This is a genomic window from Pseudomonadota bacterium (assembly GCA_008501635.1).
Lineage (GTDB): Bacteria > Pseudomonadota > Gammaproteobacteria > QQUJ01 > QQUJ01 > QQUJ01.
Genome location: QQUJ01000010.1, coordinates 175,609 through 188,530, shown reverse-complemented (window position 1 = coordinate 188,530; position 12,922 = coordinate 175,609). Strand labels below are relative to the sequence as shown.

Below are 12,922 nucleotides of genomic sequence, written 5' to 3'. Positions count from 1 at the left end.
GCTCTATGCCGGTCGATCTCGCCACCCTGGCTGGTTTCATCGCCGCGAGCCTGGCGATCGTGCTCTCGCCCGGTCCCGATACGCTGCTGATCCTGCGCTACACACTCGCCTCCGGACAGCGTGTCGGCCTGGCCACGGTCGCCGGCGTTCAGCTCGGGTTGCTGGGACACACGCTGTTGGCCGTGCTCGGCGTCTCGCTCATCATCGCCACCTCGCCGCTGTTGTTTCGCAGCGTCGCCATCGCCGGAGCACTCTACCTCGGCTGGTTGGGCGTACAGGGGATACGTCCGCACGGTTTGATGCGGCTCGACAGTACCCGCAACACCGTCAGTGCCCGCAAGGCCTGTCGCGATGCCCTGTTCACCAATCTCCTCAACCCCAAAGTGATTCTGCTCTTTCTTGCGCTGCTGCCCAATTTCGTCGCCCCGGAGCGGGGTCGGGTGGCGCTGCAGCTGATTATTCTGGGGATCACACTGATCATCGTGAACACGCTCTGGCAGCTGCCCCTGGCATGGGGTGCGCAGCGCATTCGACATTGGATGAGCAGACCCCGGGTGGAGCGCGCGGTATCGGTCACCACCGGAGTGATTCTGCTGGCCATCGCGCTGCTGATGCTGTGGGAGAACCTGGGTGCCGGGGGCTGAATCCGGCGCTCATGCAGAGAGGTCTGTCAGCCGACATTGAAGCGCCCGACCTGGCGACGCAATTGCTCTGAAAGCTGCAGCAATTGCTCGCTGGCGGCGGAGGTGTGTTGCGCCCCTTCCGCGCTCACGTCGGCGACGTGGCTGATATTGTTGGCATTGCGATTGATCTCGGCCGCTACCGCGCTCTGCTCTTCGGCGGCACTGGCGATCTGGGTGTTCATATCGTTGATGGTTCCTACTGCCGCGGCGATGTTGTCGAGCGAAGAGCCGGCCTTGATCGCCTGATCCACACATGCACCGGCGCGGTCACGGCTGATCTCCATCGCTTTGACGGCTTCACCGGCCCCTGTCTGCAGGCGTTCGATCATGTCGTGTATTTCGCGCGTCGACTGCTGTGTGCGCGAAGCGAGCGTGCGCACCTCATCCGCCACCACTGCAAATCCGCGACCCTGTTCGCCGGCGCGCGCCGCCTCGATGGCCGCATTCAGCGCCAGGAGATTGGTCTGTTCCGCAATGCCCTTGATCACGTCCAGCACCGCGCCGATGGTGTCGGTCTCGTTCTCCAGGCGCAAGATGACGGCGGAGGCCGATTCCACTTCCTTGGCCAAAGACTCGATCACACTGACGGCATCCGCGACCACCTTGCGCCCGCTGCTCGATTCCTGATCGGCCTGCTGCGCCGCATCGGCCGCGGAATTGGCGTTACCTGCCACCTGCTGGACCGTTGCCGCCATCTCCGTCATTGCTGAGGCGATATAGGCCATCTCCTTCTGCAGCTCCTGGATACCCTGGTTGGTGCCGCTGGCCACGTTCTCCAGCGAGTTCGCCTGGCTCATGAGTTGATGCGAGATATCGATCACCCCCAGCACATCAGCGCGGACACTACCGATCAAATCGGAGAGGGCGCGGGTGATGGCCGCGAGTTCCTTGAGCCCTTTGGCACTGGGGATCACCGTCAGGTCGCCGGCTGCGACTCTCTCCATCGCCTGCACGGTTTCAGTGACCGGGATAAACAGCGCCTTGCGAAGCACCCAGAGCGACGCGAAGATACCGAACCCGATGAGGGCGGCAAAGGCGGCGAGAATCTGCCACTGAATCGCGGCGATCCTGGCGTTGAGGTCGCTGAAATCCTCGACCGCTTCGATGCGCAGCACGCCATCGGCGCCAAGGTCCGGCATGTGGACCGGGACCACGTGCTGGTTGGCCTCGGCATCGGTCCGCCAGGACTCGCTTTTTTCGAGCTCGATGCCGGCCATGCTAACCAGCCGCACCGGCATGTCGATCGCCGTGCCGAGCTGACGCAATGCGTGGATGGGATTGGCGACCACCTCCAGATAACCGGCCAGTCTCAGGCCGCCCACAGGGATCAATGTCGAATGCACCGGCCGGTCGTTCCAATTCCACAAACCCCCGATGCGCTTCATGCGATCCGCCCCCTCGCGAGCCCCGGCCAGCGCCCGCAATCCCGAATTCATCGCCTCCGGGGCTGTCGTTCCCTCTGCGGCGGTCTGCACGAGCAGATTCAGTTGCTTGTCGTAAAGGCGCAGCAGCACCAGATCGACGATGCCCGTGGTGACAAAGCGCTGATTGAACTGCGATTGCAGAAGTTCAAGCAGACGCTGCCTGGCCTCCACGTCTTCACCTGATCTCAGCTTTCCGATCAGACTTTTAAAGTTGTTGTCCTTGAGTGCAAACTCGCCGAGTTCGGCGGCTCTTTTCTCCAACGCACGCATCTCGGTCTGCGCGGCACTGGCGATCATCCGCTGCAGCGATTGCTCCTGAAACTCGAGTGAGGCCTGGCGAAACTTCTGTGTCATGAACAGCGACAGCACCATAACCACGATGCCAAGGCCACCGAGCATCGCCAGGATGAAGTGTTTGATGGAAATGCGTTCAAACCACATTGTCAGTCCCTATCCCGCCAAATCAGGAGTTGCCGGGGAGCCGCCCCGCGAACGGAGCACCCCCGGTCTACTCAAAGCGTCTTTCCCATCGGGATCAATGCGCGACCGGCATCCCTTTGGCCGTCCATTCGCCCCACCCGCCGCGGAACCAATAGACATTGCTGTAACCTTCGGCCAGTGCCATCTGACAGGATGTCACACTACGCCCGCACTTGACGCCGTTGCAGTAGAACAGGACCGGCGTCGTCTTGGTGGGGATATGAGCTGCCAAGCTTGCAGGTGTGGTCTCGGTATCGGGCAGTGAGATGGCGCCTTCGATAAAACCGGCTGAGTTATCCTTTTTCGTGCGCGCATCGATAATCACCAGGTCATCGAATTTGCCCACCAGTGCCACGACATCCTCGGCGGTGACGCGAGTCGTCCCGGGAATCTGTTCCGGTGTATCTTCGGCTGCCCAACCCGCAGACGAGGCAAAAAGAAGCAAAACAGCAGTAGACAGAATACGAAGCACTTTCATGAAGACTCCCCTATCAAGGTTTAAATTCGCACATTGGCGCCCGGCTGAAACGAGCGGTCTCATGCCGCATTTCGCTCACTGAATTCAACGGATCGCGCCGGTCGCAGCTTATTGCCACGTAGTTGGCTGCACCGCGTTCCATGCATCGGCCGGTGCCGCCAATTCCTTAGTCTGCCGATCTCTATTTTTTCGCCATAAGCATATTACCCTGCGCTATAGGCAGGTATTGCTCTTGGCTTGAAAAGCCTGGCTCACCCGTCACGCACCTCCCGACGGTGTTTCCGGAGGCACAAAAAGAGAGGCCCCGAAGGGCCTCTCTGGTGGCTGTTGCGTGGGTGCGGGGAGGGCGGGTCAATGCTCCAGAATCTGACTTAAGAAGAGCTTGGTTCTGTCGTTTTGCGGATTGTTGAAGAACTCGTGAGGTTCGTTCTCCTCGATGATCTCGCCGCCATCCATGAAGATCACCCGGTCGGCGACCGTTTTGGCAAACCCCATCTCGTGAGTGACGCACAGCATAGTCATGCCGGTACCCGCCAGTTCGACCATGACATCCAGCACCTCCTTGATCATCTCGGGATCGAGTGCCGAGGTGGGTTCGTCGAAGAGCATGATCTTGGGACTCATACAGAGACTGCGGGCGATCGCCACACGCTGCTGCTGACCACCCGAAAGCTGGCCGGGATACTTCTTCGCCTGCTCGGGTATCTTCACCCGCTCCAGGTACTGCATGGCAAGTTCTTCGGCTTCCCGGCGCGGCGTCTTGCGCACCCAGATCGGCGCCAGGGCGCAGTTCTCGAGCACGGTGAGATGTGGAAACAGGTTGAAATGCTGGAACACCATGCCGACTTCCTTGCGGATCTGCTCGACGTGTTTGAGGTCGCCGGTCAACTCGACGCCGTCGACGAAGATCTGTCCGCGCTGATGCTCCTCCAGCCGGTTGATACAGCGGATCATGGTCGATTTACCCGATCCCGAAGGGCCGCAGATCACAATACGTTCACCTTTGGTGACCGTCAGGTTGATATCTTTCAGCACATGGAACTTGTCGTACCACTTGTGCATGCCACGCAGTTCGATCATCAGCTCCGTTGAGGCAGCGCTGGGTGTTCTATCCGATGCGGTTTCCGTCATGGTGGACTCCGTACTCTATAAACTAGCGGCGCTTGTGGCCGGTGTGCAGTTTGCGTTCCAGTTGCTGACTGTAGCGCGACATGCCGAAACAGAAGATCCAGAACATCAGTGCGGTGAAGACATACCCCTCGGTGGAGTAGCCCAACCAGTTGGGATCGTTGAGTGCGTTCTGAACCATGCCGAGCAGTTCCAGGAGGCCAATGATCAGCACCAGCGTGGTGTCTTTGAAGAGCGCGATAAAGGTGTTTACGATGCCCGGTATGACAATCTTCAACGCCTGCGGCAGGATGATCAGCCCCATTTTTTTCCAATAACCGAACCCCATCGCATCGGCGGCTTCGTACTGCCCGCTGGGAATCGCCTGCAGACCACCGCGCACCACCTCGGCCATATAGGCCGACTGGAACAGCGTAATGCCGATCAGCGCGCGCATCAGTTTGTCGAAGGTCACCCCCTCGGGGAGGAAGAGCGGCAGCATCACCGAGGACATGAAGAGCACGGTGATCAAAGGCACGCCGCGCCAGAACTCGATGAACACGACGCAGATCGATTTGACGATCGGCATATTGGTCGCGCGTCGCCCGAGAGCCAGCACCACACCCAGCGGCAATGCTGCGACACAACCGATGCCGGCCAGGATCAGTGTCAGCGTCAAGCCGCCCCACTTGGTCGTTTCGATGGGTTCCAGCCCGAACACACCACCCCCGAGCAACACGAAAGCGAGGATGGGGAACACAAAGAGAATGAATCCGCCCAGCCAGACCTTGTAGACAAACTGTTTGAGAAACAGCGGAATCATCAACAGAAAGAGCGAGCCGTAGACCAGATTCACTCGCCACTGTTCAGCCTCGGGGTAGAAGCCGTACATGAAGGTATTGAAACGTACGTTGACAAACACCCAGCATGCGCCACCGCTATTACACGCTTCGCGGCTGTCGCCCACCCAGTCGGCCTTGATCAGCGCCCAATCGAGCAGGGGCGGGATCATGATGTAGATCAGGTAAATGGCCAGTAACGTCAAACCCGTGTTGAGCCAATCCGAGAAGAGATTGCGGCGCAACCAGCCGATCACACCCACCTCTGTGATCGGTGGCGGCAGATCAGGATGCGGCTTGAAGTCAGTCATGGCTCAGCGCTCCCGCAACGCCATCTTGGCGTTGTACCAGTTCATGAACATTGAGATCACCAGACTGATGGTGAGATAGACCGCCATGGTCATGGCGATGATCTCCACCGCCTGTCCGGTCTGATTGAGTGTCGTGCCCGCGAACACCGCCACCAGATCGGGATACCCAACCGCTGCAGCAAGCGATGAGTTTTTGGTGAGATTGAGATACTGACTGGTGAGTGGCGGAATGATCACCCGCATCGCCTGCGGAATGATGATCAGGCGCAGCGTCCAGGACTCACGCAGTCCCAACGCTCGGGCCGCTTCGGTTTGTCCGTGCGAGACCGCCTGGATACCCGATCGCACCGTTTCGGCGATAAAGGTTCCGGTGTAAACCGTCAGCGCCAACACCAGCGAGAAGAGTTCCGGGATGATCGCAATACCACCGCTGAAGTTGAAACCCTTGAGCTCCGGGTACTCCCACGACAGTGGCGACCCGGTTATGAGAAACACCGCCCCCGGCAAGCCGATGAGTATCGCCAGCGATACATAAAAAGTATGGAACAACTGCCCGGTCTGCTCCTGACGTTTACGTGCCCATTTTGCCACTACGATCACCGCGACTATCGCCGTCGCTACGGCCAGCAGCGTCAGCCAGAAGAGCTCGCCCTGTACGGGTCGTGGAATGTAGATGCCCCGGTTGCTGAGAAAAGCAACATCGCTGAGTGCGATGCTCTGACGCGGATGGGGAAGATTGATGCCGACGGCGAAGTACCAGAAGAAGATCTGCAGCAGCAGCGGGATGTTGCGGAATATCTCGATATAGGTCGCGGCGATACGCGCGATGAGCCAGTTGGTCGACAGACGCGCCACACCCATGATGAATCCCAGCAGCGTAGCGAAGAATATGCCGAGCGCAGAAACCAACAGGGTATTGAGCAACCCGACCAGAAAGGTACGCCCATAGGAGTACGTCTCATCGTAGTCGATGAGCGATTGCAGGACCCCAAATCCCGCCTCATTGGAAAGAAATCCGAAACCGGTCGCTATACCGCGCAGCTCCATGTTGTGAAGCGTGTTGCGCACGATATAGACAATAAACAGGGCAAGCGCGGCGCTGATGATGACCTGAAAGGCGATTGCCCGGAACTTCGGATCGGTCCACAGGGGTGGCTTGCTGGGCAGCTCCCCGACTTTTTGTTCATCTGCCATGGCGAGGACTCGAATCCCTCATTGCGGTGACGCGAGAAGATACCCGGGGCGCGCTCAGCAGCGCCCCGGGTAATCTGTCACAGGGTCGCGTATTTCGACCCATCAACAACGCTTAACGAATCGGCGGTGCGTACTGCAGTCCACCCTTGTTCCACAGGGCGTTCTGGCCACGGGCGATGCCCAGCGGGCTGCCCTTGCCGACATTGCGCTCGAACATCTCGCCGTAGTTACCGACCTGCTTGATGATGTAGTAAGCCCACTTGTCGGATAGCTTCAGCCCTTCACCCTTGATGCCTTCCAGCCCCAGCAGCCGGCGAATGTTAGGGTCGCTGCTCTCCATCATCTTATCGACATTATCAGAGGTCACACCCATCTCTTCGGCGTTGATCTGTGCAAACAGCGCCCAGCGCACAATGTTGAACCACTCGTCATCGCCCTGACGCACTACCGGTCCCAGAGGCTCCTTGGAGATGATTTCGGGCAGCACGAAGGCGCTGCTGGGGTCGGACAGCTTGATGCGCAGCGCGTAGAGTTGCGACTGGTCGGAGGTCAGCACGTCGCAACGCCCTGATTCGAAACCCTTGACGGTCTCGTCGGAGGAATCGTAGGTGATCGGCTGATACTTCATATTGTTGGCGCGGAAGTGGTCGGCGAGGTTCAGCTCGGTGGTGGTGCCGGCCTGGATACAGACCGAAGCGCCGTCCAACTCCAACGCGCTCTTCACACCCAGCTTCTTGGTGACCATGTAGCCCTGACCGTCGTAGTAGGTGACGCCGGTAAAGTTCAAGCCCAGGTTGGTATCGCGGGTGATTGTCCATGTGGTATTGCGCGACAGCATGTCGATCTCACCCGACTGCAGCGCAGTAAAGCGCTCTTTCGCGGTCAAGGGGCTGTATTTGACGCGTTCGGAATCGCCAAATACGGCTGCGGCAACGGCACGGCACACATCGACATCGATACCGTTCCAGTTACCCTTTTCGTCGGCCGTCGAGAATCCCGGCAGCCCGGTACTCACGCCACACTGAACAAAACCCTTCTTCTTGACGTTGTCCACAGTGGCGCCCGCCTGTGCCTGGCTCATTGCCAACAAACCGGCAGCTGCCGCTGCGGCTACAAAAATGGAGGTACGTTTCATATCCCTCTGCTCCTTACATTGCTCTTCGGTTGATTTTGGGGAATTGCCTCTTTCATCGGTCGGTAACCAAGAAAACCGGACCACCGTACGCTTAATTAAAGACGAACAACGGCTAATGTCTTGCTCTGTCTTGGGAAATCTCAGGATTCGGGGGTTCCAGTTTGTTCTTTTTCGGGTTGTGAAGATCGACGTGATGACTATCCGGGCAGTTCAAACGAACGTTCAAATTAAAGTGACCCATCATCGAATTTGCAACCCCTTTTGATGTTGCGTTGCACTAGGTCAGTCCAATCCCGGGTCCTGCACAGCGCTATACTCGTGCCTTCCAGGGCACGAAGCACCATGAGAAAACGGGAATGACCATCAAGATCTTCACCACCGGCGGCACCATCGACAAAATCTACTTCGACGCCAAGAGCACTTATCAGATCGGCGATCCGCAGATTACCCGGTTGCTTGCAGAGGCACGCTTCACCCTCGACTGCTCGGTTACCTCGTTGATGCGCAAAGACAGCCTGGAGATGACCGACGCGGATCGTCAGATCGTCGTGGAGGCGGTACGCAGAGAACCCGCCAAGCGCATTCTGATCACGCACGGCACCGATACCATGCTGTTGACGGCTGAAGCGCTGCGGCAGATCCCTGATAAAACCATGGTGCTGACCGGCGCCATGCAGCCGGCCCGGTTTCACTCCAGTGATGCCATCTTCAACATCGGCTTTGCGCTCGCCGCAGTCCAGCTGCTGCCGCCGGGGGCGTACGTCACCATGAACGGGGAGGTCTTCGAACCGGGCAAGGCGCGCAAGAATATCGACGCCGGGCGATTCGAGCGGTTGTAGGGGGCTGCCGGTCACCGGACGGAACGGCGAAAAAAAAGCGGTGTCCGATGACACCGCTCAACCGTCACCCCGAGCAGTCGGGCTTACCCGGAGAGTGAGAAACCGATTTGAGACAACCGCACCATCCCGCGCGAGCCGCCGACCTCTGCAGGTACCACCCCGATGATGACCCCGGGGTTCGCGGCACCGCGCGTCAACTCTTTATGGTCCTCCTGAGCTGATTGCGGGCGCGGTTTTTCCGCGCCAACTACTCTCGGCATCACGTTTACCGGGCATTGGGGAAAAACGCCTGATTGCCCTTGATCTGATAATCGCCGATCACCTTCTGCCCTGCCGCGGAAATCACCCAGTCGATGAACTGCTGGCCATCCGCCGCTTTTACATGCGGGTGCTTCTGCGCATTGACGAGAATGATCCCGTATTGATTGAACAAGCGTGAATCACCTTCCACCAGAATCTCCAATCCCCCTTTGTTGCCGAAATTGAGCCAGGTGGCGCGATCGCTCAACACATAACCGCCCATACCGCTGGCGGCGTTGAGGGTCGCCCCCATTCCCGAGCCCGTCTCGCGGTACCAGCTGCCGCTCGCGGCCTTGATGTCGACACCGGCCAGCTGCCACAGCGACTGCTCCTTCTTGTGCGTGCCGCTGTCGTCCCCGCGCGAGGCGAAGACGGCTTTGCTGGCCGCGATCTTTCCCAGCGCCGCCGCGACATCTTTCATACCGCGCACCGCCGCTGGATCGCTGCTCGGCCCGATAACAACAAAATCGTTGTACATCACATCGAACCGCTGGACGCCAAAACCCGCGGCGACAAACTTCTCCTCGGAGGGCTTGTGATGCACAAACAGCACATCGGCATCACCGTTCCGGGCGTTGCGAATCGCCTGCCCGGTACCCACCGCCACTACTCGCACCTCGATCCCCGTCTGCTGTTGGAACTTGGGCAACATGTAGTCGAAAAGCCCGGAGTTCTGCGTCGATGTCGTCGACGCCACCGTGATAAAGCGATCGGCGGCCTGCGACGTCACGCTCGCAATCGCCAGCAGCGCACCCGCCGCAACTGAAACCCATCTGCACCTCATGGTACTGCTCTCCTCTCTCTGGTTTTGGATTACCACAGCAGGTCACCCGCCAGAAACGCTGCGGCCGTCTCGCTGTGTGGTTTGTGGAAAAATCGGTTGGCGGGCGTGTGCTCCAACAATTGCCCGCGGTGCATAAAGATCACCTCATCGGCCAGCCGGCGCGCCTGACCCAGATCATGTGTGGTCATCACCACCTTGGTCCCGCCGGCCCGAATCGCATCCACCAGTTTCTCGACGGTGCGCGTCGCCGCGGGATCGAGGCTGGCAGTGGGTTCATCGAGGAACAGCACGCGCGGCTCCAGCGCCCAGGCGCGCGCCAATGCCAGGCGCTGCTGCTCGCCACCGCTCAACACCCGCGCGGGGCGCTGCGCGATCTCACCGAGCCCGGTACGCTGCAGTGCGGCCGCGGCCCTCTCGCGGCGTTCCCGACCCGGAACGCCCTGGATAGCAAGCGCGTACTCGACATTGGCAATCACCGAACGGCGCAGCAGGACCGGACGCTGAAACACAAAGGCCTGCAGACGGGGCGCTGAAGCGGGACATTCACCGCACCAGAGCACCCTGCCCTGCGTCGGCTGCAGCAAACCGTGACAGATGCGCAGCAACAGGCTCTTGCCGGCACCGTTGGGTCCCAGCACCACGGTCCGGGCGCCGGCATCCAGTTGCAGGTTGATGTCATCGAGCAGCGTGTTGCCATTCGATTCAAAACCGACCGCTTCGAGTCGTAACGGCAAAATCGGATCGCGCGCTCCCTCGCCGATCGAACGCTGAAAATCGAGGATCTTGGGGCGCACCGTCATCCCTGATAACGCCGTGCCAGATTCTGTACCCCGGTCAGGGCTGCGGTCACCGCCACCGCCAGCAACAGCAGCACCACACCCAGACCCACCGCCAGCGCCAGATTCCCTTTGCTGGTCTCGAGAGCAATGGTGGTGGTCATGACCCGGGTCACATGATTGATGTTGCCGCCGACGATGATGACCGCCCCCACCTCGGCGGTGGCGCGGCCAAATCCCGCCAGCACCCCGGTCAGCAGGCTGAAGCGCCCGTCCCAGAGCAACGTCGGAACCGCACGCAGCGCACTAACATTCAGGGACCCCAGCTGTTCCCGATACTCTTCATGCAGGTCAGCGATCACCTGGCGCGTGAGGGCCGCGATGATCGGTGTCACCAACAGGCATTGGACGATGATCATCGCCGTGGGCGTGTACAACAGACCCCAACTGCCCAGCGGTCCGGCACGCGACAGCAGCAGGTAGATCATCAATCCCGCCACCACCGGAGGGAGCCCCATCAACGCATTGAGCACGATCACCACCGCACCACGGCCAGGGAACCGCCACAGCGCCAGCGCCGCACCCAGCGGCAATGCGATCAGCGTCGCCAGCACCACTGCCGTCAGACTGACCCGCAACGAAAGGCCAACGATCTCCAGAAAATCCGGATCCAGAGTCCAGATCATCTGAAAGGCGACATTGAAGGCGTTACTGCTGGATTCCATAGGAATTGTTTGAACTCAAACAGTGCAGATGCCTGACTAATTAACGCTGCGTTCCCAAAAAATGCAAGTCGCGGTAATATATGCAGTCATCAGCACTACAATGCAGCATGGATTATTGGATGAACCCACAAGAACCATGGGAAAAGGATGCTACTCATGAGTCAGGAACTGCTCACGACATCGGAATTGGCAGAGTATCTGCGCCTCGGTGAACGCAAGGTTTACGACCTCGTCGCCAAGCGCGAAATCCCCTGCACCCGGGTAGCCGGCAAGTGGCTCTTTCCCCGTGATCTGGTGGATGCCTGGCTGCGCGAGCGCAGCGAGGGACCCGCCGCAGGGCATCTGCGCGCCGACCCGCCACCTATCGTGGCCGGCAGTCACGACCCCTTGCTGGAGTGGGCGGTGCGCGAATCGGGCTCGGGTTTAGCCATATTGTTCGATGGCTCGCTGGATGGATTGGAACGACTCGCGCGCCGTCAGGCGGTTGCCGGCGGCATGCATGTCATCGAAGGCGACGCGGAGAGCTACAACGTCGGCACGGTGCAGCACCGCCTGCCCGATCAGCCGGTGGTACTGATCGAGTGGGCACTGCGCGAACAGGGTTTGATCGTCGCGCCTGGCAATCCGCTGGGGATACGCGGCATCACCGATCTGCCCGGCAAGCGGTTCGTTTTCCGCCAGACCAAAGCGGGCAGCCACGTCTTGCTGGAGACCCTGCTGGCCACGGCGGGAATCGAACGTGACGCTCTGATCCGCGCAGGCGATGCAGCGCGCAACGAAACCGAGGTGGCACTCGCGGTGGTCGAGGGTCGGGCCGATGTGGGACTGGGGGTCTCCAGCATGGCGCGTCAGTTCCGGCTCGACTACCTGCCCCTGGCGCGCGAGCGTTACGATCTGCTGGTCTGGCGGCGCTGCTGGTTCGAACCGCCGCTACAGCTGCTCGACACCTTCACCAGAAGATCCGCCTTCCGGCGCAAGGCCGAGGAGCTGGGCGGCTATGACCTGAGCGGTCACGGCACAGTGCGCTATAACGGACCGTAGCCGCCTTTGCCGCTACACGATTCTGGCGCGTGACCGATAACTCCCTTTATAGTGTGGTTGCGCAACGACGCGAGAAACCCCCAAATAAGCCCCCAAATAAGAAGGTATGGAGCCCGCTGTGAATGTCGAGTTTATCAATCCGTTCCTGAAGTCCATCGTCAACGTGCTTGCCACGATGGCGAAGCTGGAGGCCAAAGCCGGCAAACCGCTTCTGAAGAAAGGCCAGGTCGCCAGAGGCGACGTCACAGGCCTGATCGGCATGACCAGTGAAAAGGCCAAGGGCTCTTTGGCTATCACCTTTACCGAATCAGTGGTGCTGGAAATCAACCGGCGCATGCTCGGTGAAGCACCGGCCGCCATTGACGAGTCCGTTGTCGATCTGGTGGGCGAGATCACCAACATGGTCTGCGGCGGCGCCAAGAGCGAACTCGCCAACAAAGGCTACGATTTCGATCTGGCCATCCCCGGCATGATCGCCGGCAAGAACCACAGCGTTACCCACAAGGCCAAGGGACCCGCAATTCTGGTACCCTTCACCACCGAATACGGTGACTTCTACGTCGAAGTCGCCTTCGAGTAAATCCACCGATAGCCGCTATGATTTCCGCACATCCGGGCGCTATCCATGGGAAAACTTTTCACACTCGTCTCGTCCACACTACGGTCGCTACGGTTTTTGTTCGGCCGCCTCATTACAGTTGCAGCCAGCACTGCCGAGCAGCGCGGCGCGACGCCGCCCCGCTGATCCTCGATGAAGCCAGATGAGCGGTCTGCCCGGCAAGTGGGTCGAGCGTGTATTCCACCCC

The 12,922-nt window shown here is 59.7% G+C and carries 13 protein-coding genes; 4 read left to right on the top strand and 9 right to left on the bottom strand.

The window, feature by feature from the left end; translation table 11 throughout:
* Window positions 1–5: 5 nt before the first annotated feature.
* A complete protein-coding gene (locus DWQ09_03325) occupies window positions 6–644 on the top strand; it encodes a LysE family translocator (protein ID KAA3629298.1) in 639 nt (212 codons plus the stop codon).
* A gap of 26 nt (window positions 645–670) precedes the next feature.
* Here DWQ09_03325 and DWQ09_03320 read toward each other — a convergent pair whose 3' ends face one another.
* The 6 genes from DWQ09_03320 to DWQ09_03295 form a co-directional block, all read right to left on the bottom strand.
* Window positions 671–2,548 (bottom strand): methyl-accepting chemotaxis protein, encoded by a 1,878-nt coding sequence (locus DWQ09_03320; GenBank protein ID KAA3629297.1) that lies wholly within the window; start codon window positions 2,546–2,548, stop codon window positions 671–673.
* A gap of 94 nt (window positions 2,549–2,642) precedes the next feature.
* Window positions 2,643–3,128 carry a rhodanese-like domain-containing protein gene (locus DWQ09_03315; protein ID KAA3629296.1) on the bottom strand — a complete coding sequence of 162 codons (486 nt, stop codon included), beginning with the start codon at window positions 3,126–3,128 and terminating at the stop codon, window positions 2,643–2,645.
* A gap of 288 nt (window positions 3,129–3,416) precedes the next feature.
* On the bottom strand, window positions 3,417–4,196 hold the full coding sequence (locus tag DWQ09_03310; GenBank protein KAA3629295.1) for an amino acid ABC transporter ATP-binding protein: 780 nt from the start codon (window positions 4,194–4,196) through the stop codon (window positions 3,417–3,419).
* 22 nt (window positions 4,197–4,218) lie between these two features.
* Window positions 4,219–5,322 (bottom strand): amino acid ABC transporter permease, encoded by a 1,104-nt coding sequence (locus DWQ09_03305; GenBank protein KAA3629294.1) that lies wholly within the window; start codon window positions 5,320–5,322, stop codon window positions 4,219–4,221.
* 3 nt (window positions 5,323–5,325) lie between these two features.
* The gene (locus tag DWQ09_03300; protein ID KAA3629293.1) at window positions 5,326–6,516 is read right to left on the bottom strand and encodes an ABC transporter permease subunit; all 1,191 of its coding nucleotides are present in this window, start codon (window positions 6,514–6,516) and stop codon (window positions 5,326–5,328) included.
* Between the two features lie 112 nt (window positions 6,517–6,628).
* Window positions 6,629–7,651, bottom strand: coding sequence for an amino acid ABC transporter substrate-binding protein (locus tag DWQ09_03295; GenBank protein ID KAA3629292.1), 1,023 nt, complete (start codon window positions 7,649–7,651; stop codon window positions 6,629–6,631).
* 356 nt (window positions 7,652–8,007) lie between these two features.
* On the opposite strand from DWQ09_03295, the gene DWQ09_03290 reads away from it, so the two are divergent.
* A complete protein-coding gene (locus DWQ09_03290; protein ID KAA3629291.1) occupies window positions 8,008–8,490 on the top strand; it encodes an asparaginase in 483 nt (160 codons plus the stop codon).
* Window positions 8,491–8,755: 265 nt separating this feature from the next.
* Here DWQ09_03290 and DWQ09_03285 read toward each other — a convergent pair whose 3' ends face one another.
* Genes DWQ09_03285 through DWQ09_03275 form a run of 3 tightly spaced genes read right to left on the bottom strand, consistent with a single transcriptional unit; the run spans window position 8,756 to window position 11,075 of the window.
* Window positions 8,756–9,574, bottom strand: coding sequence for a sulfate transporter (locus tag DWQ09_03285; protein KAA3629290.1), 819 nt, complete (start codon window positions 9,572–9,574; stop codon window positions 8,756–8,758).
* Window positions 9,575–9,603: 29 nt separating this feature from the next.
* The gene (locus DWQ09_03280; GenBank protein ID KAA3629289.1) at window positions 9,604–10,374 is read right to left on the bottom strand and encodes an ATP-binding cassette domain-containing protein; all 771 of its coding nucleotides are present in this window, start codon (window positions 10,372–10,374) and stop codon (window positions 9,604–9,606) included.
* Complete coding sequence (locus DWQ09_03275; GenBank protein KAA3629288.1) at window positions 10,371–11,075, bottom strand: ABC transporter permease subunit; 705 nt, start codon at window positions 11,073–11,075, stop codon at window positions 10,371–10,373. Before DWQ09_03275 ends, DWQ09_03280 begins: the two co-directional genes overlap by 4 nt.
* Before the next feature lie 147 nt (window positions 11,076–11,222).
* Between DWQ09_03275 and DWQ09_03270 the strand changes: the two genes are divergently transcribed.
* Both DWQ09_03270 and DWQ09_03265 read left to right on the top strand, forming a co-directional pair.
* Window positions 11,223–12,116 (top strand): helix-turn-helix domain-containing protein, encoded by an 894-nt coding sequence (locus DWQ09_03270; GenBank protein ID KAA3629287.1) that lies wholly within the window; start codon window positions 11,223–11,225, stop codon window positions 12,114–12,116.
* A gap of 118 nt (window positions 12,117–12,234) precedes the next feature.
* Entirely contained in the window at window positions 12,235–12,696 is a 462-nt protein-coding gene (locus tag DWQ09_03265) for a chemotaxis protein CheX (protein ID KAA3629831.1), read from the top strand.
* Window positions 12,697–12,922 lie beyond the last annotated feature (226 nt).